The sequence below is a fragment of the Tenacibaculum sp. MAR_2010_89 genome, from assembly GCF_900105985.1.
Taxonomy (GTDB): domain Bacteria; phylum Bacteroidota; class Bacteroidia; order Flavobacteriales; family Flavobacteriaceae; genus Polaribacter; species Polaribacter halocynthiae.
In genome coordinates, this window is sequence record NZ_FNUB01000005.1 from 39,194 (window position 1) to 64,695 (window position 25,502).

Consider the following 25,502-nt stretch of genomic DNA (forward strand, 5'->3'; position numbering starts at 1 on the left):
TTTCGAGGTTTTATTTTATCTAATATTATAAGAGTTGATATCTATAACTAAACTATTTTATTAGCGTTTTCAGTGGCTCTTCTTTCTAACTCAGCTTGAAATTCTTCCATTACTGGCTTTACAGTACTATCTGGAATATCAGCAACTTTAATATACATTAACCCATCTATTGCGTTGTTAAACTTAGGATCAACATTAAACGCTACCAAACGAGCATTTTGCTTCACATATTTCTTTATCAAAACAGGAATTCTAAGTGCACCTGGTTCAATTTCATCTATAATTTTATCAAATTTTTGCATATCTGCTTCAGTTGCATCAAATACAAAATCTTTATCAGCATCTTTTAACTTAACCTTAAATTCTTTTTTGGGGTGAATATATTGAGCCACATAAGGATCGTAGTAATGCGACTTCATAAATTCAATCATTAAAGATTTAGAGAATTCAGAAAATTGATTACTAATACTAACTCCACCCATTAAGTATTTATACTTAGGATAACGTAAAGTTACATGCACAATTCCTTTCCATAATAAAAACAAAGGCATTGGTTTTTGTTGGTATTTTTTTGAAATAAATGCTCTACCTAATTCAATAGTACTTTGCATCATAGAATGAAGCTCTGGTTCAATTCTAAACAATGTTTGAATATAAAAACCATTAATCCCATATTTTTTAAAAATATCTTTACCTAACCCCATTCTGTAGGCACCTACAAGTTCATTTTTTTCACTATCCCATAAGAAAAGGTGATAATAATACCTATCAAACTTATCTAAATCAATCGGTTTGTTCGTTCCTTCTCCTACATCTCTAAAAGTAATTTCTCTTAATCTTCCAACCTCATGTAAAATATTAGGTATTTCTTTAGCATTTGCAAAAAATACTTCATAATTTTTACTCGAAAGTAATCGTTTACCTTCACCTCTTAACTTATCAACTTCTTTTACAAATAAATCAGAAGATCTTTGAGATGTTATTTTTTTTGCTTTTTTAGGTATTTTTAAATTTTGTGTTGACAGTATTTTTTGCGGAGCCTTTTCAAAAGGGTTAGCAAGCATATAGGTTTTTTTCCTTATAAACTCATAAAAGGAAGGTGTATCCTTATATTGTTCTTGGTCTTTTACAGAAATAGGCTTTCCTATACGTACTTTTATAACTCTATTTTTTTGTGAAATCACCTCTGAAGGAAGCTTTGCACTTCGTAAAGTTCCACTAATTTTAGATAGAATGTAAAAGAATCTACTATTTTTGGCATGAAAATAAATAGGAATCACAGGAACTTTTGCCTTTTTTATTAAACGTACAGCTCCATCTTCCCATGGTTTATCAACCATTAATTTACCATCTTTATATGTAGAAACCTCTCCTGCAGGAAAAATCCCTAAAGGTTTCCCTTCTTTTAAATGAAGTAACGCACTTTTTATACCAGCTACACTTGACTTAGCATCCTTATGATTTTCAAAAGGATTTACTGGCATTACATACGGTTTTAATGGCTCAATTCTGTGTAATAAAAAATTAGCTATTATTTTGTAATCAGCTCTCTTTTCAATTAATAGTTTTAATAATAAAACACCATCTATACCTCCTAATGGATGATTAGATATTGTAATAAAAGAACCATCTTTAGGTATCCTTTTTAAATCTTCTTCTGGTATCTCAAACTCTATTTTACAATCGTCTAATACCCCATTTAAAAAGCTTAAATCGGATTTATCCTTATTATTATTATATATTTTGTTGATTGCTGAAATTCGTAAGATCCTGATTAATAACCAACCTATAAAAGTTCCTACAACACCAAGCTTCTCAACTCCTACAATTTTAGCAATTTCTTTAGATGTAACTAATCCCATTAATTTCTATTTGGCATAAATGCAAAGGTACGAAAAAATAGAACACAATTTTCAGCTATCTTATAACCAACTGAGCAGTTTCTGTATTTATTTGACGAATTATTGCTTCTCCTTTTTCTCTAATAGAATTGATTGCTTCATCATTAAAATGCCTAATCGTATATAATGTTACATTCTTATATGGTTTTATTAAATACATTTCTTGAAGCTCGTTGTAGAACTTCTCAAAGTTATTATATTTATCATCTACACATACAGAAAAGCTTAGAGCTGAATTCTGAATTAAGTTTACTTTCAGTTTATGTTCATGTAATTTTTTAAAAATATAGCTAATATTTTCTTCTACCATAAAAGAAAAATCTTTAGCAGAAACTGAAATCAGAATTTGATCCTTTTTAACTATAAAGCAAGAAGTTAAAGGGTTTAGTAAAACTCCTTTACTTACTTTGGTTCCTTTTTTATTTAAATCGTCAAAAGACCGTACATAAAGAGGAATATTTTTTTTCTCTAAAGGTTGAATCGTTTTAGGATGAATAACTGATGCCCCATAAAAAGCCATTTCTATAGCTTCGGTATAAGATATCTCTTCCAACAACCTTGTTTCATTAAATACTCTTGGATCAGCATTCAAAACCCCATCTACATCCTTCCATATAGTTACACTTTTAGCGTTTAAGCAATACGCAAAAATACCCGCAGTATAATCTGATCCTTCTCTTCCTAAAGTTGTAGTTTCATTATTACAACCTCCTAAAAAACCTTGAGTAATATTTAATGTATTAGTGTCTATATTTTTTTGAATTATGTCTTCTGTATTTTCCCAATTAACTTTAGCATCTCTATAATTAGAATCTGTTTTAATAAGGCTTCTAACATCAATCCATTTATTAAGAACCCCTATGCTTTTTAAATATTCGCTTACAATAGTTGTTGATAATAATTCACCATAGCCAACCATTTGATCGTAAACATAATTATAGTTTACTGAGTTATTTTGTGCCATGAAACCGCTCAATTCACCAAACAAATTGATTACTTTACTATAGACACTTGCTTGTTTATTAGTAAACAATCCTTGCAACATATTATAATGAAAGTCTCTTACAAAAGTAAAAGCTTCATTTAAATCATCTTGTTTATAATAGTAAGCATTAATTAGGGCTTCAAAAGCATTAGTCATTTTGCCCATTGCTGATATTACTACCAATGTATTTTTTGTACCTTCATGTTGTAAAACTCTTGCTACATTTTTTACAGCATCTGCATCTTTAACTGATGCTCCTCCAAATTTAAATACTCTCATTACTATTATATATAAACTCTCTTAATTTGTTTTCTTTCATCTGTACAACTTGCCAACCATCTAATATTTTGGCCCCAGTGCTTTCGTAAAAGTTAATTGCATTCTTATTCCAGTCTAACACTTCCCATGCAACTCTTTTATATCCAAAATCATGTGCAAATCTTAAAACTTCAGTATACAAAGCTTTTCCTGCACCAACTCCTCTTTTTCTTTGAGTTACCATTAAATCTTCTAAATGTATTGTTTTCCCTTTCCATGTTGAATAGCGTTCATAAAAAAGTGCCATTCCTATAATACTACCATCTTTTTCTTCAGCCACAAATGTTTTAAACTTAGGATTACTTGAAAAACCATCATTTAATAACTCTTCTTCAGTTACCTCAACTTCATTTGGTAATTTCTCAAAAACAGCTAATTCAATAATCAACTCAAGAATTGCCTTAACATCTTTTGCTTCTCCTTTTCTAATAATAAAACTCATAATTAGTATTTTTTGTAAAGATACTTTGAAAAGTTATGCTTTAAAATAAACCTAAAAATTAAAACATATCAATTTTTTTTGTTGAAAATTTTAAAATACGAAATCGTTGTAAAAACGTAAAAAAGTGGCATCTTTGTAAAACACAATTACAACATTTAACATGAATAACAATCACATGACTCTCGGTGAGTTTATTATCAGTAACCAAAATCACTTTAAATATTCATCAGGAGAATTGTCTCGTTTAATTAATTCTATTCGCTTAGCTGCCAAAGTAGTTAATCATGAAATTAGAAAAGCTGGTTTAGTTGATATAACTGGTGCATCTGGTGATATAAATGTTCAAGGTGAAACTCAACAAAAATTAGATGTTTTAGCGAATGATTTATTTAAACAAACATTAATAAATCGTGAGATAGTTTGTGGAATAGCAAGTGAAGAAGAAGATGATTTTGTTGTTGTTGAAGGAAATAATAAAGAAAACAACAATAAGTATGTGTTATTAATGGATCCTTTAGATGGTTCATCAAACATTGATGTAAATGTTTCAGTTGGAACCATTTTTTCTATTTACAGAAGAGTTTCTCCAGATGGAACTCCTGTTACTAAAGAAGATTTTTTACAAAAAGGAAGCGAACAAGTTGCTGCTGGTTATGTAGCTTATGGTACTTCTACAATGTTAGTTTTCACAACAGGTAATGGCGTTAATGGATTTACATTAAACCCAGCAATCGGTACATTTTATTTATCTCATCCAAATATGCAATATTCTGAAATGGGAAGAATTTACTCAGTTAGCGAAGGGTATTTCACTCATTTTCAAGAAGGGATGAAACGTTTTTTAATTTACTGTAAAGAATTAAACAAAGAAGATAACAGACCTTATACAGCTCGCTACATTGGATCATTAGTTTCTGACTTTCATAGAAACATGATTAAAGGTGGTATTTATATTTATCCAGCTACTGCTATTGATCCAAATGGAAAACTACGTTTATTGTACGAATGTAATCCTATGGCTTTTATTTGTGAACAAGCAGGCGGTAAAGCTTCAGATGGATTTACAAGAATTTTAGACATTAATCCTTCAGAATTACACCAACGTGTTCCTTTTTACTGTGGTAGCAAAAAAATGGTAGAAAAAGCGGAAGAATTCATGACTGAGTTTTCTAAAAATGACAAACCAACTTATTAAATAATAGTTATTATTTATACTAAAATAAATTTTGAATAGGGCAAACCATTGTTTGCCTTATTTTTTTGCGTTAAATTTACCGTCGGAAAAATATATAATTAACCTTTTAAAAATAAATAACTATGGCTTTTGAATTACCAGAATTAGGATATGCTTACGATGCTTTAGAACCAAATATAGATGCTAGAACTATGGAAATACACCATAGCAAACATCATAATGGATATACTACTAAATTAAATGCAGCTATTGCAGGAACTGATTTAGAAGGAAAATCTATTAAAGATATTTTAGTAAATTTAGACATGAATAACATGGGAGTTCGTAATAACGGAGGTGGATTTTACAACCACTCATTATTCTGGACAGTAATGAACCCTGAAGATCGTGGGTATTTATCAGGAGAATTAAAAGATGCTATTGAAGCTGAATTTGGTTCAAAAGAAGCTTTTATTGATGCTTTTTCTAAAGCTGCTGCTACTCAATTTGGATCTGGATGGGCATGGTTATGTGTACATAAAGGTGGTAAAATTGAAGTATGCTCTACTCCAAACCAAGACAACCCATTAATGCCAGGTGTTACTTGTGGAGGAACTCCTATTTTAGGATTAGATGTATGGGAACACGCATACTACTTAAACTACCAAAACCGTCGTCCTGATTATATCGATGCTTTCTTTAAAGTAATCAACTGGAATGAAGTTGAAAGAAGATATGCTGAAGCTAAATAGTTTTACTTCTTTAATAAAATAAAAAAGCACCTGAATATTCAGGTGCTTTTTTATTTTATTAAAACAACGAATTAATTAACGTACGTTGTTGGTTTTTACAATTGCTCTTTCGTTTTTCCAATCAATCCATTTTTGACCACGTAACCTCCTCATTATATTATCTACTGTACGCATTATAAATACATTATACACAGCTTTTCCTAAATTTTTAGGATTACGAGCTATCGCTCTTAAACTCATGGAGAATCCAGGTGTTATATATCGCATATAATGCCAATAGCCTTCAGGCATATATAAAACATTACCGTGCTCAAGTTCAGCCACATGCCCTTTAGCTTTCTTTAAAGCAGGCCATTTTTCAAAATCTGGATCATTAAAATCTATATCTTCTCTTGTAATTAAAGAGTTCGGTATTTTATATAAATACTTATTTTGCTTTTGATCAAACAAAATACATTTCTTTTTACCTTCAAAATGAAAATGAAAAATATTAGCTAAATCAATATCGTAATGCATAAAAGTATAAGAATCTCTTCCTCCAAAAAAAAGCATTGGCAATCCCTTCATTAACTTAAGACCAAAATCAGGAAATCTAAAATCTTTTTGTAATTGAGGTACTTCTTTTAAAACATTCCATAGAAATATCCTAAACTTAGTAGGCTCTTTTTTTAACAAATCAACATACTCCCTCATCTTCATTGTAGCATGAGGCTCGTTAAACCCATCTTTATAATTTACAGGCCTATCATCATATAAAGGTACTGTTTTATCACCAGCTATTTCTTTCATATACTCTAACGACCACTTAGAATATGCTGGCCAATCTTCAATAAAACGTTCAATTACCACAGGTTTTTGTGGTTTAAAATAATTTTTAATAAAGTCTTCTTTTGTTATAGTCTCAACTCTATCTATTTGCTGCAACTGTAATCCCATGCATCCACTTTTTTTGCAAAGCAAAGTTAATAAATAGTTATTAACTTTTTTCTAAATGATTTTGTTAAAAAAAAGCACTCATCTATAAGACAAGTGCTTGTATATTTTTGAGTTAATTAATTGTTACTGCTTACGTAACTCTAAAGCCTCTTTCTTTTTTGACTCGTTTCTCTCAATTTTATGCTCTGGTCTTGTCCATTTTGGCTTCTCTCCTAATCCTTTATATTCAGAATTATCAGCTTCTACCGTTTGAGGCTGTACTTTTTTAGTAAATGGTTTTTGAGGATTTAAACCTAACATTTCAAACATTTTCATGTCTTCACTTACATCAGGGTTAGGAGTCGTTAACAACTTATCTCCTGCAAAAATTGAATTTGCTCCTGCAAAAAAGCACATTGCCTGACCTTCTCTACTCATTTGAGTTCTACCAGCACTTAAACGCACTTGGGTTTCTGGTAATACAATACGAGTTGCTGCAACCATACGAATCATCTCCCATATTTCAACTGGTTTTTCATCTTCTAATGGTGTACCTTCTACAGCTACCAAAGCATTAATTGGTGTTGATTCTGGCTGAGGATCTAATGTAGATAGTGCTACTAACATACCAGCTCTATCTTCAACAGATTCTCCCATACCAATAATTCCTCCTGAACAAACTGTTACATTTGTTTTACGAACGTTATCTATCGTTTCTAAACGATCTTCATAACCACGTGTTGAAATTACCTCTTTATAATATTCTTCTGAAGAATCTAAATTATGATTATAAGCATATAACCCCGCTTCAGCCAATCTTTTCGCCTGATTTTCAGTTACCATACCTAAAGTACAGCAAACTTCCATATCTAACTTATTAATTGTACGAACCATCTCTAATACTTGATCAAACTCAGGGCCATCTTTTACATTTCTCCATGCAGCTCCCATACAAACTCTTGAACTACCTCCAGATTTTGCTCTAAGTGCTTGCGCCTTTACTTGATTTACTGTCATTAAATCATTTCCATCAACATTTGTATGGTACCTAGCAGCTTGAGGGCAATACCCACAATCTTCTGAACACCCTCCTGTTTTTATTGATAGTAATGTAGATACTTGTACTACATTTGGATCATGATGTACTCTATGAATAGTTGCTGCTTCATACAACAGCTCCATTAATGGTTTATTATATATAGCTAAGATTTCTTCTTTCGTCCAATTATGTCTTACTTCGCTCATAAACTTAGGTTTATTGATAGTTGTTTGAATGACCAAAAATAACTTATTTTATTTTTATAAACTCATTGAAAAGCTTATAAAATTTTTGTGATTCTTCAAGATATGGGTTACGCCCACTTTTTTCAAACACTACAAATGTTACTTCTAGCTTAAAAAGATTTATAGTTTTCTACATATTCAAGTGTAGAAACATTTATTTTGTTATTAATATAGAAACGGCATTTCCTCCAAATCCTACAGAATTAACTAGTATTTTATTAATTTTTGCAGGACACTTTTGTTTCTCAATAAAAGGAACAGAAATACCTTCTTGATGTTGCAGCATTAAAATACCTAATTCTAAGCTTAACAATCCAGAAGTTGCAAACGTATGTCCTAATTTCCATTTGTTAGAAGTTAAAAAAGGCTTATGTTCTCCAAATATTTTTTCAATTGCTTTTAGCTCTGATAAATCTCCTTTTATAGTACCTGGCGCATGCATTACTATTGCGTCAATATCTTTTGGTGAAACATCTCCTAATGCCATTTTCATAGATTTCTGAAAACATTGAGCGTCTGAAGATATTGAAATATTATGTTTTAATATTTCAGTTGCATATCCAACACCCTCAACATATGCAATTGCATTCTCTTTAATTCCTTCCTCCAAGCATATTACTGAAGCACCTTCACCAATAACCATGGTGTTGTTATTTTTTTCTAAATCTAATGTTTTACATGGATACTCATCCTCATTTTTAGCATACACTTTAAGTGCTTGCATTTGAGCAATAGTAAAATCAGTTAACGAAGCCTCACTTGCCCCAATTAAAAATTTACTTGCCATTCCAGATTGTATCCAAGCCACCCCATTTAATAATGAATGTAAGCCTGTTGAACAAGTTATTGAATGTGAAATTTCTGGTCCGCTTGTTTGTAAATCATGGGCTATCCAAGATGATATATTACCTAGTGTTGTTGTTGGCGAACTCAAAGTAGAAGACTTACCCGTTTGTAGAAATTCTTTATGGTACTTTTCAAATAAAATAGTCGCTCCTCTAGAAGAGCCAATATTTATTCCAAAATCATCATTAGCACTCCATCCTGCTTCTTTTATAGCTTTTCTAGAAACATATAAAGCATACAAAACAGATTCGTCTAAATCTTTGTATTTAGCATCTGATTTTCTTAACTTTTCTATTTGCAGCTTATCTTTCTCTTGAAGTTTAGCTACCCATGCATTAAAGTTATCAAACTCTTTAATACTTAAATGATGCTTATCATTTTTATAATTAGTCCAAATATCCTCTAACAAACTTCCTAATGCCGATACCGATGCTATAGAGGTAATTGATATACTATTTCTCAAACCTTAAAAATTTCAACAAAAATAAAACTTCTTATAGCTTTAAGCCCTATATACTATTAGAGTTTTTAGTTTTTGTAACAAATTAAACATATTTTAGTCTTATTATTAAAAATTAAGCATGGCACATCAAGAACAGAAAAGTTGGTTTAGTAGAAACTGGTTATGGTTTATACCTGTGAGCGGTTGTTTAGGCATCATTTTATTATTCATAGTTGGTATTGGCGCTGCTTTTTTTGGGGTATCTAATCTACTTAATAACGTTGCTCCTATAGAATATGGAATTGAAAAAGCTACAGAAAATAAAAAAGTGATTAACTTATTAGGTGAACCCATTGAAAAAACAGGGATTCCTAACGGAAATATTTCTTTAACTAATGATGATGGTACCGTTGACTTTTCTGTTCCAATAAAAGGATCAAAAGAGGAAGGCTTTTTAATTATAAAAGGTATTAAAACAAATGGTGAATGGACTTATGAAGAATTATACGTTCGTATAAAAAGCACACAAGAAAAGATTAACTTATTAGAAAAAGCTTTAGAGGGTATCTAAAACTTTTTCTATTGTATTATATACCTTTTCAAGTAATATCATATCAATAACATAAGGAACTTGAATATAAATTGTATTTCCAAGTGGTCTTAAAAATACTCCTTCTTTCATAAACGATTTTAATAAAATATCTCTTAAAGCTCCATAACGCTCCATATTTGTATCAATATCTATAGCTAAAATAACGCCTATTTGTCGTGTTGAATTTACTTTAGAATGTTTTTTTATTCTTTCACTAAATAATTCGTGTGCATCACTAATTTTTTTAATGTTTTGCTGAATTTCCTTCGACTCTAACAACTCAATACTAGCAATGGAAGCTGCACATGCTATTGGATTAGCGGCATAAGTATGACAATGAAAAAAACCTTTAGAAATATCACTACTTAAAAAAGCTTCATAAATGTCTTGTGTGCATGAAGTAATCCCCATTGGAACCATTCCTCCTGTCAACGCCTTACTTAAGCATATAATATCTGGTTTTGTAACCATATAGTCTGAAGCAAAATTTCTTCCTGTTTTTCCAAACCCTGTCATTACCTCATCTGCAATAGTGATAATTGATTTTGATTTACAAAAACTTAAAATTTCATTCAACCCTTCAATACTATGGATTTTCATTCCTGCTGCTCCTTGAACTAAAGGCTCATATATAAATGCTGCTACTTTATTTTCTGCAGTAATTTTTTCTAATTGCTGTAAAATGTCAGTATGATTAACTCCATTTGGAGTAGGAATACGTTTTACATCCATTAAAAACTCTTCAAAAGGTCCATTGTAAACCGAAAGTCCTGATGTTGACATAGCTCCGAAAGTATCTCCATGAAAACCGTTTTCAAAAGCAACAAATACAGTTCGTTTATCTCCCCTATTAAAATAGTATTGTAAAACCATTTTTATTGCAGCTTCAACACTGGTTGACCCATTATCATTAAAAAAAATCTTTGCTTGATTTTCAGGTAAAATGTTTATCAACTTCTCTGATAACTCAACAGCAGGAGGATGTGTAAAATCACTAAACATTATTTGATCTAACTGCTGCATTTGATGATGCACTTTGTTTATAATATAATCATTACAATGACCAAACATACAAGTATACCATGATGAAATAGCATCAATATATTCATTTCCATTTTCATCAGTTAATATACATCCTTTGGCTTTTACAATACCTAAACTATCTGGATGAGTTTGATGCTGTTTTAAGGGATGCCAAATATATTTTTTATCTCTTTCTGTTAAGCTCATAATTTATTTTTAAATTTTGCAGCGTATTCTTTAATTACATTTTCATCAAAATATGGCTCTTCATCAACTCTTCCTATTATAGGTACTCCCGTCATTTTTTTAATAATACTCTCCGTAGTTTTATGCTCAGAACCTGAAAAAACAATTGACACATCAAACCCTTTATCTTTTAACAAACCAACCGTTAATAAGGTATGATTAATACTTCCTAAATAGTGTCGAGAAACAACAACTACTTTATAAGTTGGTTTTATGATATCTAAAATTGTTTCTGAATCATTTAAAGGGACTAAAACACCGCCTGCACCTTCTATTACTAAATTATTTTTTGTTATTGGTTCTTTAATTTCATTAACATCAATAGCAACACCATCAATTTCAGCTGCTGCATGCGGGCTCATAGGCGTATGTAAAGCGTATGAATTTGGATGAAACTTAGAAATTTTATTAGATATCAGTTTTTCTACCTTTAAAGTATCAGAATTATCTAATTCTCCTGCTTGAACAGGTTTCCAGTAATCGGCTTCGAGCGCTTCTGTAATAATTGCAGAAATAACCGTTTTACCTACTTCTGTTGAAATACCTGTGACAAAATATTTATGTTGCATTAAAAAATTGTTTTACATTCATTACATATTAATTTTCTCTTTTCAAAAAAAGGAAACAACATATAAAATATACTTTTTCTTTGAGCTGGTGCTACTAAAATTCTAGAAGAATTACATTTAGTACAATGAATTTCTTTTCCATCTTTATCTTTTTCATAATCTCTAATTTCATTATAAATACTCAACCCTCTTTCTAAATCTTCATTGTGTACTAATAATTTTACACCTCCTATTGCCTGACTTATTAAAGGATCAGAATCAACAGTTTTTTCATCCATTAACATAGTTCTAATACCTTCTGAATCTAATTTAGATTTTATAAGTTGTGCTTCTGTTGAATATTCAAATACAGTTAAAATTGTATAATCATCTCTCATGCTATTTATTTTACATTACAAAGGTACTAAGGTTCTCTAAAACTTGTGTTATTTCTTTTTTAGTGTTGTAACTATGTAAACAAAAACGAAGTCTTTCTTGCCCTTCAGCTACAGTAGGAGATAAAATAGGTTTAACATCAAAGCCATTATCCTGCATTCTTTTAGATATCTGCTTTGTTTGCTCGTTTCCAGAAACAACACAACAGTGTATTGCTGACTTACTTTTTATAAAATTAAGCTGTAATCTTTCTATTTCTGTTTGAAAGTAATGTATATTTTCATGAAGTTGTTGTATGCTTTTAACCCCATTAATACTTTCAAGTAATTGATATACTTGTTTTATAGTTGCAATAGCATGAGGTGGTAATCCTGTGGTGTAAATAAAACTTCTTGAAAAATTCACTAAGTATTCTTTCAGTTTTTGACTTCCTAAAACTACAGCTCCATGGCTCCCAAGCGCTTTTCCAAAAGTTATTATTCTTGCAAAAATTTTATTTTCTAAACCTAATTCTTGTATCAAGCCACGCCCATTCATTCCAAAAACTCCAACAGAATGTGCTTCGTCAACAATAAAAAACACCTGATGACTCTCACATATTTCAACCATTTTTTTTAAATCAGGAATATCACCATCCATTGAAAAAACAGATTCTGTTACAACATATATAGCTGAATCATTATTTTTAAATTCTTTTTTTATTGATATAATTCGATCTTCTAAATGCTTTATATCATTATGGCTAAACTTATATTGTTTAGCATTAGATAATTGAATTCCATCTCTAATTGAGGCATGAATTAATTCATCATATAATATATAGTCACCACGCTGAGGAATTGAAGAGAAAACACCAAGATTTGCATTATAGCCTGAATTAAACAACAATGCTCCTTCTATATTATGAAAAACAGACAGTTCTTTTTCAACTAACGAGTACAAATCATAATTACCTGATAACAAACGGGAACCTGTTGCTCCATTTTGAATACTTTTATTAGTTACCAAAAACTGATGTGCTTTTTTAAATATCTCTTCAGACTTTGAAAACCCTAAATAATCATTAGATGAAAAATCAATTAAATTTCTATTTTCACCAAGAGACCTCAAAGAATTATTATGTATTCTTTTCTGAAGTTTTTTCTGAAGTTTTTCTGGAAAATTCATTCAACAAAAATACATGAGTTTTTTTACCTTCTTGATAATTTTTTTCTCATTATTGGTAAATACCTATTAGGTATTGAGCTTTCTTTTTTTGCGATAATTTCAAAACCCTGTTTTTTATAAAAAGAAACAGCATTCGGGTCTGCCAATAACGTCATTTCATCAACGTCAAATTTTCTTGCTTCATTAAAAGAATGTAATAACAACTGTTTCCCTATCGATTTCCCTATATAATTTGGTAACACAAACAACATTTCTAACTCAATAGATTGTTCAACTGGAGGATTTAGAGCATAAAAACCAACTACATTTGTTTCTTGAATAAATGTATAAATCATCATTTCTTCAATCATTTTAACACTAATAGTTAAATCTTTTCTCCAGCTTTCAACTTGTTCCTTAGAATACCCCCAATAAGCTTTAGAAACCAAAGCTATTTCGGTTAACAATGCTGATTCTTCTATTTTTGCTTCCTGTATCATAAAAAAGAAGCCCCACTAAAAGTGAGGCTATAAATTATTTTTTTACTATTTGTCTTATTTTTATTCTAAAAGCAGCGAATAATAATGTCATAAACGGACTCAACCAGTTAAATATAGCATAAAACGCATATTCTCCTACACCAACTCCTAAAACTCCAGATTGATAAGCACCACAAGTATTCCAAGGAATCAACACTGAAGTTACAGTACCTGAGTCTTCCAGAGTTCTACTTAAGTTTTCAGGAGCTAATCCTTTATCATCAAATGCTTTTTTAAACATTTTTCCTGGAATTACCAGTGCTAAATACTGATCAGAAGCAACAACATTTAACCCTAAACAACTAACCACTGTACTTGCAAATAATCCAAACACAGAAGATGCAATTGATAATAAGGCTTTTGTTATTTTAGCTAAAGCCCCAATAGCATCCATAATACCACCAAAAACCATAGCACAAATAATTAAGTAAATTGTCCATAACATTCCATTCATTCCTCCAGAAGAAAACAATTCAGTTAACTTTTCGTTATCTGTTTTCACTTGCGTATCTGTTAAAACAGAATTTATAATTGATTGAAATTTAGAACTAGACAAACTTGTTAATACCTCAGGCTGAAATACAAAAGCAAAAACCGCAGCTAAAAACACTCCTATTCCCAAAGCCATTAATGGTTTTGTTTTCATTAAAATCATTGCTATTACAACTCCTGGAACTAAAAATAACCATGGAGTTATATGAAAAGTGTTTTCAATAGAAACAAGAAGATTGCTTACATCAGCATTTCCAGTAGTATCAATAGTACCGCTTAAAATAGCAAAAACTATCAATGTTATAGTAATAGTTGGCACTGTTGTGTATGCCATATATTTTATATGTGTAAACAAATCAGTTCCTGCCATTGCAGGCGCTAAATTAGTAGTATCAGAAAGAGGAGACATTTTATCTCCAAAATAGGCTCCAGAAATAACAGCTCCTGCAATCATTCCTGTAGGTATACCTAAAGCGCTACCTATACCTACTAATGCAATACCTACTGTTGCAGAAGTTGTCCAAGAACTCCCAGTAGCAATAGAAATAATTGCTGCAATAATAACCGAAGCTGGTAAAAATATTGCTGGACTTAACACTTGTAATCCGTAATAAACCATAGCTGGGATAATACCACTTACTAACCATGTACCAGCTAAAGCTCCTACCAAAAATAAAATTAAAATAGGCACAAAAACACTTTTCCAGTTTTCCCATACTTCTTCCATCATTTTCTGGATTGATACTTTATTTAAAAAACCTACAATAGCAGTAACACCTCCACCAATTAATAGAATAAATTGATTAGAATAATCACCTAACCAAGCACCATCAGCATAAAAAATATTATATGCTAACAATCCCATTAGAATAACTACAGGAATTAATGCCTCCCATAAACTCAGCTCTTTATTATCTATAATTTTTTGGTCTTCAATTTCTATTTCAGATAAGTTTTTATCATCTTGCATTACGTAGTATTTTTTGGATGTGTAATGTTACGATTTTGTAAAGAATTATACAAGTAGAATCAGTTTAGTACTTTTGCCTCTTATGGATTCATTAACACAAATTGTTTTAGGTGCCGCTTGTGGCGAAATTGCCTTAGGGAAAAAAATTGGAAATAAGGCTATGCTGTTCGGAACTATTGGTGGAACTATTCCTGATTTAGACGTTTTTATTGGTAGGTGGTTATATGGAAATGAAATAGATGCTATGGCTTTTCACCGTGGCTTTATGCATTCAATAGTATTTGCACTTATCGGTTCTTTTGTCTTTGGATGGATTACATACAAATTATACAACAAAGAAAAACGACTCGGAACTACAACTTTAAAAAACTGGATTTGGCTCTATTTCTTATCTATTTTTACTCATCCAATTTTAGATAGCTTTACACCCTATGGAACTCAACTATTTTTACCTTTTTCTGACTATAGAGTTGCTTTTAATAATATTTCAGTTGTAGACCCTTTATACACCCTACCTTTTCTCCTCTGTTTAGTAACAGCTATGTTTTATAACAGAAAAAGAACACGAAGAAATTGGTGGGTAAAAGCTGGAATTTATATTAGTTCTGCCTACATGCTTTTCACAATTGTAAACAAATTATACGTTAATACTGTTTTTAAAAACTCATTTGACAACTCAAGCATTAACTATAGCAGGTATTCTGTTCAACCAACTATTTTTAATAATATTTTATGGTATGGTATTGCTGAAACAGAAACTAGCTATAAAGTTGGTTTTTACTCTTTATTTGATTCTATATCTAAAGTTGACACCATTTTAACCATTCCTAAAAACAGGCATTTACTTAACATCTCTCATCCAGATATTAAAACGTTAACTTGGTTTAGTAATGAATACTACAATTTAGTTCCTATGGATTCTTCTGCTAATGTTCAATACTTAGACTTACGGTATCCTTTATTAAACCCTAAAAATGCTCAAACATCAATGTTTAGGTTTGAATTAAAAAAAGATCGAGATCGTTGGAATATGGTACCTTTTTCAGGAAAACCTCCATCAAGAGAAGATTTAAAAGAGTTTTTAAATCGCTTTTACGGAAAATAAAATCTATTACAAGTTTCTTATCCTATTAATTTATAAACTATTTTTGCAGCAAAATCATTTTTGATAAATGAAAACAATAATTAAAATTTTATTTATTATTTTTTTAGTGTGGATGGCCACAGGGGTATACCTACTAAACACCAATCATGAAAAAGCACACATTGTAATGGGCTTAGGTATTTTTTATATGTCTTTTATTTTAATGCCAATATTTATATACCATCGATACAAAGATGGTAAGTATAAGAAATATGTTATAAACAATAACACTTCAATAAAACAAAAAGACTGAGATTAATCTCAGTCTTTTGTTTTTACATGTATATAATTTTAAGCTTACTTAACTATCTCGAAAGAAGATGCTATAAATTTATCATTCTCAAGTATTCCTGTTGCTTTTACTTTTCTAACTACATTACAAAAACCTATTTTTTCGTCATGAGCATCACCAAAATCATCAATATTTGCTCCTTCAACAAAATAAGCCTTATCATCTATTTTTATAGCTAAATCACAACCATTTTGACTTTTCAATTCAAATTTACATTGCCCACAAGAAGCTTCAGCAATTATTTCTTTTTTTTGTTTTGTTGAACAAGAAAGAAAAAAAAACATACTACTTAAAATAAATAAATATCTCATAATTTTATTGTTTAGGTTAATATCCTATTTTTTCACGAACTCTCTCTAAAACACTTTTAGCAACTGCTTTTGCCTTATCAGCACCCACAGCTAAAGCCTCATCAATTTCATGACGATTTTCCATATAGTGATTATACTTAGCACGTACATCAGCAAACTTTTCAACAACTAACTCATACAAGGCTTGTTTTGCATGCCCATAACCATAATTACCACCTTCATAATTAGCTCGCATTTCATTAATTTGCTCTTCAGATCCTAATAATTTATAAATAGCAAAAACATTATCAGTATCCGGATCTTTAGGCTCCTCTAAAGGAGTACTATCCGTTTGAATACCCATTATTTGTTTACGTAACTTTTTATCTGGTAAAAAAATATTGATAATATTATTCCTAGATTTACTCATTTTTTCTCCATCAGTACCAGGAATCAACTGTGTGTTTTCACTAATCTCTGCCCTTGGCGGTACTAATGTATCTCCAACAATGTTATTAAATCTATTAGCCACATCACGTGTCATTTCTAAATGCTGTAACTGATCTTTACCTACAGGAATAATTTCTGCATCATATAACAAAATATCAGCAGCCATTAGCATAGGATACGTAAACAAACCACTATTTACATCGGCTAACCTATCAGCTTTATCTTTAAAACTATGAGCTAATGTTAAACGCTGATATGGAAAATAACAGCTTAAGTACCAAGACAATTCAGTTACTTCAGGAATATCACTTTGACGGTAAAATACAGTTTTGTTAATATCAATTCCACAAGCAAGCCAAGTTGCAGCAGTACTATAAGTATTTTCACGTAATTGCTCTCCTTCTTTAATTTGAGTTAAAGAGTGCATATCGGCAATAAACAAAAATGATTCATTTTCAGGATTATTTGCCATCTCTATTGCTGGCATAATAGCTCCTAATAAATTACCTAAATGTGGAGTTCCTGTACTTTGTACTCCTGTTAAAATTCTTGACATCTGTAGTTTTGTAAATAATTATGATTGTTTGATAAGCCATCAAAGCTTAACTAATATGAGCAAAAATAAGGTTAAAATTTATCAAACAAAAGAAATTACTACATTAGCAACCATGAAGTATTTTAAATTACCTTTCTTACTAGTTTGGAGAATTTGGTTTTACATTTTAATGTTTAGTACAATAATTATAATGCTGCCATTTTTATTAGTGTTAACTTCTGATGAAAAATACTACCCTACTTTTTGGAAAATGGTCAGAGCTTGGTCTTTTCTTTTAATTTATGGTATGGGCTTTCGCCTAAAAATAAAGAAAGAACAAAAGATAGAAAAAAACAAAAGCTATATGTTTATAGCTAATCATGCATCATTATTAGACCCATGGGTTATGATCGCTTTAAGCAAAAATCCAATTGTTTTTGTAGGAAAAAAAGAACTTGTTAAAATACCTGTTTTTGGTTTCTTTTATAGAAAAGTAGTTATCATGGTTGATAGAGGCTCAGAAAAAAGTAGAAAAAGAGTTTATGAAATGGCTAAAAAAAGACTTAAAAACGGAACTAGTGTTGGTATTTTTCCCGAAGGTTTAGTACCCGAAGAAGATATAATATTAGCACCTTTTAAAAACGGTGCTTTTAGCTTAGCAATTGAATATCAAATACCTATAGTTCCTCAAGTTTACTATGACTGTAAACGTTTTTTCTCTTGGAATATTTTTAAAGGAAGACCCGGTACTTTTAGAGTTAAACAATGTAACTTCATTGAAACAAAAGGATTAAAAATTGAAGAAAGAAAAAAACTAAAACAAAAAGTATTTACCCTGACTTATAATGAATTAAAAAATGATAAGTTATATATGAAAGACACTAACAAATTAAATAATGAGTGAAAAATTAAATTACCGTTATAGTAAAAAAGAAGAGTGGTTAAATGTAGCTACTCATGGTTTCGGATTATTATTAAGCATAATAACATTTCCTATTTTAATTACTAAATCATTAAATTATACTAATTTTTGGGAATTAATAAGTTTCATCATTTATGGAGTTAGTTTAATCGTTTTATATAGCGCTTCTACCTTTTACCATGCTGCCAAAGATCCTAAAAAGAGAAGAAGCTTAAATATTTTTGATCATGCTGCCATATATATACTAATAGCAGGAAGTTATTCTCCTTTTTGCTTAATTACTCTTCCAAAAGAATTGGGTTGGTATATGTTTGGTTTTGTTTGGCTATTTGCTCTTACTGGAGTTATTTTAAAACTTTTTTTCACTGGTAAATTTGATAAATTATCTACTGCACTATATTTATTAATGGGCTGGCAAGTAATTTTTTTCATAAAACCTCTGGCTGCAAGCTTACCAGAAAATGGATTACTCTTTTTAATTTTAGGTGGTGCTTTTTATACAATAGGTGCCATACTGTATTCTATAAAAAAAATAAAATACAATCACGCAATATTTCATGTTTTCGTTCTTTTTGGTAGCATCAGTCATTTTGTAACAATATTTTATTATATTTAAGAACTTTCTTTTCATAAACACCTTATTAGACAAGTTGATTTGTTTAGTTTTTAACGACTAAACAAATAATTAATTAACTATACATCAATTTCTTCCCCCATTCAGAAATTGATACAAGAAGGGCATTATGATGAAAATTATTTTAATTGATGATGAAAAAGATGCATTAGAAGCATTGGAGTGGAAAATTAAAAAATGTATAGTAAATGACGATTTAAATATTGTAAAATGTAGTTCTCCTATTATTGGCGTAAACCTAGTTAAAGAATTAAACCCTGATTTAGTTTTTTTAGATATTCATATGCCAGAAATGGATGGTTTTACTTTCCTTGAAAAATTTCCTGAAAGAAACTTTAGAGTTGTATTTACAACTGCTCATGATGAATATGGCATTAAGGCAGTAAAGGCAAATGCAATTGACTATCTTCTAAAACCTATAGACATTGATGAATTACAACTTACTTTTGTTAAAGTTAGTAAACAATTGCATGAAAAAGCGATTGGGAACAACCTCATCAATAGGATTAATGTTTCTGCTGACAGAAAAGTGTATTTAATAGCTAAAGAAAATGTTATCTATTTAAAATCCGATAAAAGCTACACAACAATTTTTCTAAATACAGGAAAAAAAATTATAGTAACAAAAACATTAAAAGAAGTACAAAAAAAGTTCGACTACCCTGACTTTTACAGAGTTCATAATTCTTATGTAATAAATCTTAATTATGTAACAGAGTACAACAAAGGGGGAAATGAAATAACTTTAAGTAATGGAGTAGTTGTTAGTGTTAGCAGAAGAAAAAAAAATCTTTTAATCGATAAGTTGAGGCTAGACAAATAATGCTGTTAGATATTTCTTCTACATTTTATCAATGGATACGAGGTGGCTTAATTGTTCTTTTTGTATATCATATAATATTCTATGCACAAAACAAGGATAAAATCCATAAGTTTTATAGTGGATATCTCTTTTGCTTAACAGTTTATCTTTTAAGAGATATTTTTGAACATCAATCTGTTCAATACTGCTACCAATACATAAGTTTTTCAATTCAATACATAGGCTATGTCTTTTTTATTTATTTCTGTAGAGAGTTAACAAAAAGCAAAAAAAGATTTCCTAAACTAGATTATGGGGTTTTATTACTATCCAGAACACTTATACTGTTTTCTATCGTACTAATTATAATTGAATTTTTCTACGGATACGAAGCTCAAAAAATGGCAGTTGCTTATTCGTTACCCATAGCCACGCTATTTGCATTTTATGTGTTTTATTTACTATCAAAAATTAAAACAGCTCAAGTTTTATACTTACTCTTAGGTTCTATTTTGTTTTTAGTCTTTGCTAATATTAGTTCTTTAAAGATGATAAAAGGTGATCAGTACTTAATAAATCTCCCTGTTCATAGAATGTTCTATTATTTTGTTGGAGCAATTATTCAAAGCACATTTTTTGCTATTTTAATAGGAACACATTTTAGAAAAATCTTAGAAAAGAAAAGAGAAGTTGAAATAAATCTTCTTAAACAAAGTAATCAAATATCTCAATTAAAAATAATTGCATTAAAAAACCAAATGAACCCTCATTTTTTATTCAACTCTTTAAACTCAATAAACAACTTTGTTATTCAAAATAAAATAGATGAAGCCTCAAATTTTATAACCAAGTTTTCTTTTTTAATAAGAAAAGTTCTTGATGTTACAAACGAAAACGCTATAAGCCTAACTAAAGAACTTGAGATTCTATCAATATATGTGAAACTAGAACAAATGAGATTAAAAAAAGGATTTGAATTTAATGTTTTAATTAATAAAAATATAGATAGCTCAAAGCTAAAAGTAGTTCCTTTATTCTTACAACCTTTTATTGAAAACGCCATTTGGCATGGCTTACAATTAGAAGAGAAAGAAAAAAAAATATCACTTGAAATAACAGCTGTAAAAAACCACATAAAAGTATTAATTACTGATAATGGCATAGGAATTAAGAAAAGTAAGAGCATAAAAAACAAACAGATGCACATTAAAGAATCTTACGGAATAAACATTGTGAAAGAAAGAATGGAATTAATGTATGGAAACAAAATTCAAATTCAAATTAAAGATCTTTTAGATGAAGGAAAGAACGGAACTAAAGTTAGCTTAACTTTTCCTAAAACTGACTTATAAAACCAATCAATTTACCAGTTATTGTTAAATACACATGTTTTATTTACGTTTTTCTTCCAGTTGTTTAATAACGAAAAATAACACTATATACTTTTGTAAATTAGAAGTATGAAAAGAAAGGGATTGTGAATTTTTAAGGGGGGCTCACAATTTATTCATGAAAAGACCAAGTTATCTTGGTCTTTTTTTGTTAAAAAAATAAATTAAACATACTATTAAAGTTAATTTATTATTAATTGATAATTTATTACCTATTTTGGTTAGTATTGTATTAATTTAAAATATTTCATAAGTGTAATTTTGAGTAATCAATTAAACAACAACACATTATGAAACAAAAAACTATTTTTTTACCCTTCTTATGCTTATTATTTTTTTACACAACAAAGCTATCTGCACAAGATTGTAAGGTAACCCGAGAAAATCAAAAAGTATTCTTAAAATACCCAAAATCTAAAATAGAATACGACAACTTTAACGTTTTAACTCAAAAAATGGTTAAAGAAAAAAAACACCACAAACACAACAGAGCTGGCGAAACATATACCATACCAGTAGTTGTTCATGTATATGGAGCTGTACAAAATGGAAAAACAGTGACCTATGATAAGGTTAAAGTAGCATTAGATAAACTAAATGACGACTTTAATGGATTAAACGATGACTTTAATTCAATTGACCCAGTTTTTAACGGAAGAAAATCAACTTTAAGTATTCGTTTTGCATTAGCTAAAATAGACCCTAATGGAGGTAGTACTAACGGAGTTGTTTTTCATACAGAAAAATCTGGATACGGAAACGGAGGAGGATATGATGAACAAATAGCCGCTGACGCATGGGACAACTATAAATATATGAATGTATATATAATGGGCGACCTTTACGCTGATGGTAAAACAACTAACTCTGGAGTTGCATGGTATCCTAATACAACAATGTCAGACAACAACACAGCTAGAGTTGTTTACAATGGCCAATATATTCATGGAAATACTAATAAAGAGTTTGCTTCGGTTTTTACTCATGAATTTGGGCATTGGTTAAACTTAATTCACACATTTGAAGGTGGATGTAATGACCCTAATGGAGATTATGTAAGTGATACTCCTAAAGAAGATGAACAATCAGGTGATGATGGCTGTGTAGTTGGTGCAAGTGATTGTGGAAATTTAATAAACTACGAAAACTATATGGGATATGACGCTGCTGCTGGATGCGGAAAAATGTATACTCAAGGACAAGTAAATAGAATGCTTGCAGCATTAGAACACCCAGCTAGAAAACCTTTATGGCAGCCTGCAAATTTAACAGCAACTGGAGTAAATTTAAACGGAAACACTTTAGTTGTAGATACAGCAACTGTTGAAGAAGCTTTAGCAAATAATGGTTCAATAGCGAATGAATCAAGAACTATTACACTACAAGGAGGTACTTTTACTCAAAGTTCTGGAAACTTAAACTTAGGAACTCATTTTGACACAAACTTACCTCAAGGAATCTCAGCGCAAATAACAGTTACCAATAACAATACTCTAAGTATTAGTTTTACTGGGCAAGCTTCATCACATTCAGTAGCCAACAATACTAGCGGAGCAATTACATTTAAAAATGCTGCTATTTCAGGTGGAACCTCATCTTTAAATTCCGACAAAGTAACATTTAATTTTTCTTTCTACGACCCATATAAAGTTGTGTACACAGACAATCAAGACTATACTGCAAACTCAGGTAAAACATGGACATTTTTTAGAATTGAAGGAGCTTCTAATAATAGATTTGGGACCTTTTTTGAAAACAATTCACTTAAACTAGAAACCTATCAAAAAGCTTTAGTTTGCCAATCTGGAACCAGAAATGTAACTCCTATTCAGTCAAACGGAGTAATTGACCAACAAAGCTCATGGGTAGATGGAGGTGCTTATCCTGACTTGCATGTTATTAGAGACGCAAACCATACTACCTGGGACAATCAAACTGCTTATATAGGTTTTCAATTAGAACTTTATCCTGGAAAAACTAATTATGGCTGGTTCAGAGTTAGAGTTAACAACAACGGAACCTCTTATAGTTTGTTAGATTATGCATATAGTACAGAACCTTTTGGCGCTATTAAAGCTGGAAGCAAGGTGTGGGATGGAAACACTGGAGCAACTTGTTCAGACGGTATTCAAAATGGAGACGAAACCGGCATAGATTGTGGTGGTTCATGTGAACCTTGTGCAGTTGTAATAAACTATTGTAACTCTAATGGTAAAAGTGTAAATGATGAATTTATCAGCAAAGTTGAATTAAATACAATTAATAATAGTTCATCAGGATCAAATAACGGATATGAAGATTATACTGGAAGTATATCAACCTCTCTATCCAAAGAAGGTAATTATTCAATTACCATAACTCCAAGCTGGAGAAGTACAGTATACTCAGAGGGGTATAGTGTTTGGATAGATTACAATCAAAATGGTGATTTTACTGATAGTGGCGAACAAGTTTGGAGTAAAGCTGCTTCAAAAGACACTTCTGTCACAGGTCAATTCACAATACCTACATCTGCTAAATTAGGAAACACAAGAATGAGAGTTTCTATGAAATACAATGGTACTCCAACATCATGTGAATCTTTTAGTTATGGTGAAGTTGAAGATTATAAAATAATTATTAATGGTGATGTAGCTCCAAGTTGTAGTGATGGAATCCAAAATGGTGATGAAACTGGTATTGATTGTGGAGGTAGTTGTGCACCTTGTAGCACAAATAACGATATTGTATATGTTGATATTCCAGATTTAACTGTCAATTCAAGTAATACATGGAAATTTTTCAGAATAGAAACTGGAGATGATACTGGATATGGAGCATGGTACAGTAGTAATTCAGTTAGACTTGTTACTTACAATAAAGACATTGTTTGCGAAGGGAATACCAAAAACGTATCTCTTTTAGCAGAAGGTGTAACCGTTGGCTCTTCTAGTAATTTTGTAGCAGAATCTAATAGTTACGTGGTAAGCTCTAATGATTATTCGACTTCTAATGGAAAAACTGGGTTTATAGGTTTTACATTTAAAATAAATGGAAACACTCATTATGGATGGTTTCATATAAATGTAGCTAATGATGGAAAATCATATTCAATAACAGATTATGCATATAACAAAACTGCTAATGGAAATATCACTACAGAAACAAGAGGTAGTGTTGGGCCAAACTACAATGAAAACAGTTTTGATTCTAGCATAACATCTGTCGTACCAAACCCATTTAAAACAGAAGCTAAAATTAACATATCAAACTTCAAAAATCAAGGTGAAATAAAATTAGAGATTTATGATTTACTAGGAAGATTTATTTACGAGAAAGCAATTCCATCATCTTCTAATTCAATTATTATTGATGATACTGTAATTAAAGATAAAGGAATGTATTTATTAAAGATTTTTTCTAATAAACATTCAAAAACGATAAGTGTAATAAAAGAATAACGGGGATAGTTTCTTTTTATTTCAAAACCTGCTTGGCATTCAAGCAGGTTTTTTTACCACTTATTAAAAGGTAATTTACTTATATTAGAATTATAGTACTTAACTATTCCTGTTACTTCTTTACCCAGCCAATTAGGCTTTTTAAAGTTTTCATCTTCACTTTTTAATTCAATTTCAGCAACAATAAGTCCTAAATTATCACCTAAAAACTCATCTATCTCATAAGTATGCGCATCTATATCAACTAAAAATCGATACTTTTCAATAATTCCTTCTTCACACAAACTCAATAAGTTTTCAGCTTCACTTTTAGTTATTTCTTTCTCCCATTCAAAACGAGTAGTGCCACTTTTATTTGAGGGTCCTTTTATTGTTAAAAACCCAAGATCATCTTTTATCCTAACTCTAACCACCCGGTGTTTATCAGAATTTAAAAATCCTTGTTTTATATAATTCTTCTTACGTGCTATAAATTTATAATCATCAGAAGCAACCAAAAACTTACGCTCTATTTCTAAAACCATAAAAATTGAAATCAAATTTGTACGAATGTACCTTTTTTTATCGTTAATAATAAATATCTTTGAGTTC

At 30.3% G+C, this 25,502-nt stretch carries 25 protein-coding genes; 10 read left to right on the forward strand and 15 right to left on the reverse strand.

All coding sequences use genetic code 11. The features are described 5' to 3' along the window. Positions 1 to 47 precede the first annotated feature (47 nt). The 3 genes from BLV71_RS03840 to BLV71_RS03850 are packed head-to-tail and all read right to left on the reverse strand — an operon-like array spanning position 48 to position 3,646. Positions 48 to 1,862, reverse strand: a complete 1,815-nt coding sequence (locus BLV71_RS03840; protein WP_093869272.1) for a GNAT family N-acyltransferase — start codon at positions 1,860 to 1,862, stop codon at positions 48 to 50. Positions 1,863 to 1,917: 55 nt separating this feature from the next. After that, positions 1,918 to 3,165, reverse strand: a complete 1,248-nt coding sequence (locus BLV71_RS03845) for an aspartate kinase (protein WP_093869273.1) — start codon at positions 3,163 to 3,165, stop codon at positions 1,918 to 1,920. Further along, entirely contained in the window at positions 3,152 to 3,646 is a 495-nt protein-coding gene (locus BLV71_RS03850; protein WP_093869274.1) for a GNAT family N-acetyltransferase, read from the reverse strand. Before BLV71_RS03850 ends, BLV71_RS03845 begins: the two co-directional genes overlap by 14 nt. 160 nt (positions 3,647 to 3,806) lie before the next feature. On the opposite strand from BLV71_RS03850, the gene fbp reads away from it, so the two are divergent. Both fbp and BLV71_RS03860 read left to right on the forward strand, forming a co-directional pair. Continuing rightward, positions 3,807 to 4,841 carry a class 1 fructose-bisphosphatase gene (gene fbp, locus BLV71_RS03855; RefSeq protein WP_093869275.1) on the forward strand — a complete coding sequence of 345 codons (1,035 nt, stop codon included), beginning with the start codon at positions 3,807 to 3,809 and terminating at the stop codon, positions 4,839 to 4,841. Between the two features lie 122 nt (positions 4,842 to 4,963). Beyond that, the gene (locus BLV71_RS03860; protein WP_093869276.1) at positions 4,964 to 5,572 is read left to right on the forward strand and encodes a superoxide dismutase; all 609 of its coding nucleotides are present in this window, start codon (positions 4,964 to 4,966) and stop codon (positions 5,570 to 5,572) included. 75 nt (positions 5,573 to 5,647) lie between these two features. Here BLV71_RS03860 and BLV71_RS03865 read toward each other — a convergent pair whose 3' ends face one another. The 3 genes from BLV71_RS03865 to BLV71_RS03875 form a co-directional block, all read right to left on the reverse strand. After that, a complete protein-coding gene (locus BLV71_RS03865; protein ID WP_093869277.1) occupies positions 5,648 to 6,508 on the reverse strand; it encodes a cupin-like domain-containing protein in 861 nt (286 codons plus the stop codon). 123 nt (positions 6,509 to 6,631) lie between these two features. Then, a complete protein-coding gene (gene bioB, locus BLV71_RS03870; RefSeq protein ID WP_093869278.1) occupies positions 6,632 to 7,732 on the reverse strand; it encodes a biotin synthase BioB in 1,101 nt (366 codons plus the stop codon). A 193-nt stretch (positions 7,733 to 7,925) separates the two neighbouring features. Then, complete coding sequence (locus BLV71_RS03875) at positions 7,926 to 9,080, reverse strand: beta-ketoacyl synthase N-terminal-like domain-containing protein (protein WP_093869279.1); 1,155 nt, start codon at positions 9,078 to 9,080, stop codon at positions 7,926 to 7,928. 118 nt (positions 9,081 to 9,198) lie between these two features. On the opposite strand from BLV71_RS03875, the gene BLV71_RS03880 reads away from it, so the two are divergent. After that, positions 9,199 to 9,630 (forward strand): cytochrome c oxidase assembly factor Coa1 family protein, encoded by a 432-nt coding sequence (locus tag BLV71_RS03880; protein WP_093869280.1) that lies wholly within the window; start codon positions 9,199 to 9,201, stop codon positions 9,628 to 9,630. On the opposite strand, the gene bioA is transcribed toward BLV71_RS03880, so the two are convergent. The 6 genes from bioA to nhaC are packed head-to-tail and all read right to left on the reverse strand — an operon-like array spanning position 9,616 to position 15,011. Next, positions 9,616 to 10,881: an adenosylmethionine--8-amino-7-oxononanoate transaminase gene (gene bioA / locus BLV71_RS03885; protein ID WP_093869281.1), complete on the reverse strand. Its 1,266-nt coding sequence runs from the start codon at positions 10,879 to 10,881 to the stop codon at positions 9,616 to 9,618. The two genes, BLV71_RS03880 and bioA, sit on opposite strands and share 15 nt — an antisense overlap. Continuing rightward, positions 10,878 to 11,489, reverse strand: coding sequence for a dethiobiotin synthase (gene bioD / locus BLV71_RS03890; protein ID WP_093869282.1), 612 nt, complete (start codon positions 11,487 to 11,489; stop codon positions 10,878 to 10,880). The genes bioA and bioD overlap by 4 nt, the downstream gene beginning before the upstream one ends. Beyond that, positions 11,489 to 11,866 carry a putative signal transducing protein gene (locus BLV71_RS03895; RefSeq protein ID WP_093869283.1) on the reverse strand — a complete coding sequence of 126 codons (378 nt, stop codon included), beginning with the start codon at positions 11,864 to 11,866 and terminating at the stop codon, positions 11,489 to 11,491. The genes bioD and BLV71_RS03895 overlap by 1 nt, the downstream gene beginning before the upstream one ends. Positions 11,867 to 11,876: 10 nt before the next feature. Next, the gene (locus BLV71_RS03900) at positions 11,877 to 13,031 is read right to left on the reverse strand and encodes an aminotransferase class I/II-fold pyridoxal phosphate-dependent enzyme (protein WP_093869284.1); all 1,155 of its coding nucleotides are present in this window, start codon (positions 13,029 to 13,031) and stop codon (positions 11,877 to 11,879) included. Positions 13,032 to 13,054: 23 nt separating this feature from the next. Then, positions 13,055 to 13,510, reverse strand: coding sequence for a GNAT family N-acetyltransferase (locus tag BLV71_RS03905; protein WP_093869285.1), 456 nt, complete (start codon positions 13,508 to 13,510; stop codon positions 13,055 to 13,057). Positions 13,511 to 13,544: 34 nt separating this feature from the next. After that, positions 13,545 to 15,011, reverse strand: coding sequence for a Na+/H+ antiporter NhaC (gene nhaC / locus BLV71_RS03910; RefSeq protein ID WP_093869286.1), 1,467 nt, complete (start codon positions 15,009 to 15,011; stop codon positions 13,545 to 13,547). An 82-nt stretch (positions 15,012 to 15,093) separates the two neighbouring features. Here nhaC and BLV71_RS03915 point away from each other — a divergent pair, with 82 nt between their 5' ends. Together BLV71_RS03915 and BLV71_RS03920 are read left to right on the forward strand one after the other, a co-directional pair. Beyond that, positions 15,094 to 16,116: a metal-dependent hydrolase gene (locus BLV71_RS03915; RefSeq protein WP_093869287.1), complete on the forward strand. Its 1,023-nt coding sequence runs from the start codon at positions 15,094 to 15,096 to the stop codon at positions 16,114 to 16,116. A gap of 67 nt (positions 16,117 to 16,183) precedes the next feature. After that, positions 16,184 to 16,408, forward strand: a complete 225-nt coding sequence (locus BLV71_RS03920; RefSeq protein WP_093869288.1) for a hypothetical protein — start codon at positions 16,184 to 16,186, stop codon at positions 16,406 to 16,408. 44 nt (positions 16,409 to 16,452) lie between these two features. On the opposite strand, the gene BLV71_RS03925 is transcribed toward BLV71_RS03920, so the two are convergent. Continuing rightward, positions 16,453 to 16,758: a DUF6370 family protein gene (locus BLV71_RS03925; protein WP_093869289.1), complete on the reverse strand. Its 306-nt coding sequence runs from the start codon at positions 16,756 to 16,758 to the stop codon at positions 16,453 to 16,455. 16 nt (positions 16,759 to 16,774) lie between these two features. Then, entirely contained in the window at positions 16,775 to 17,743 is a 969-nt protein-coding gene (trpS, locus tag BLV71_RS03930; RefSeq protein ID WP_093869290.1) for a tryptophan--tRNA ligase, read from the reverse strand. Positions 17,744 to 17,798: 55 nt separating this feature from the next. On the opposite strand from trpS, the gene BLV71_RS03935 reads away from it, so the two are divergent. The 5 genes from BLV71_RS03935 to BLV71_RS03955 all read left to right on the forward strand — a co-directional run bounded on the left by BLV71_RS03935 (position 17,799) and on the right by BLV71_RS03955 (position 24,911). After that, on the forward strand, positions 17,799 to 18,626 hold the full coding sequence (locus BLV71_RS03935) for a lysophospholipid acyltransferase family protein (protein WP_255405109.1): 828 nt from the start codon (positions 17,799 to 17,801) through the stop codon (positions 18,624 to 18,626). Beyond that, the gene (locus BLV71_RS03940; RefSeq protein WP_093869291.1) at positions 18,619 to 19,260 is read left to right on the forward strand and encodes a PAQR family membrane homeostasis protein TrhA; all 642 of its coding nucleotides are present in this window, start codon (positions 18,619 to 18,621) and stop codon (positions 19,258 to 19,260) included. The genes BLV71_RS03935 and BLV71_RS03940 overlap by 8 nt, the downstream gene beginning before the upstream one ends. Before the next feature lie 127 nt (positions 19,261 to 19,387). After that, positions 19,388 to 20,101 (forward strand): LytR/AlgR family response regulator transcription factor, encoded by a 714-nt coding sequence (locus tag BLV71_RS03945; RefSeq protein ID WP_093869292.1) that lies wholly within the window; start codon positions 19,388 to 19,390, stop codon positions 20,099 to 20,101. Further along, positions 20,101 to 21,432: a sensor histidine kinase gene (locus BLV71_RS03950; RefSeq protein ID WP_093869293.1), complete on the forward strand. Its 1,332-nt coding sequence runs from the start codon at positions 20,101 to 20,103 to the stop codon at positions 21,430 to 21,432. Before BLV71_RS03945 ends, BLV71_RS03950 begins: the two co-directional genes overlap by 1 nt. 329 nt (positions 21,433 to 21,761) lie before the next feature. Continuing rightward, positions 21,762 to 24,911 (forward strand): M43 family zinc metalloprotease, encoded by a 3,150-nt coding sequence (locus BLV71_RS03955; RefSeq protein ID WP_093869294.1) that lies wholly within the window; start codon positions 21,762 to 21,764, stop codon positions 24,909 to 24,911. A gap of 53 nt (positions 24,912 to 24,964) precedes the next feature. Here the strand turns inward: BLV71_RS03955 and BLV71_RS03960 are convergent, their stop codons facing one another. Then, complete coding sequence (locus BLV71_RS03960) at positions 24,965 to 25,435, reverse strand: CYTH domain-containing protein (RefSeq protein WP_093869295.1); 471 nt, start codon at positions 25,433 to 25,435, stop codon at positions 24,965 to 24,967. Between the last annotated feature and the right edge of the window lie 67 nt (positions 25,436 to 25,502).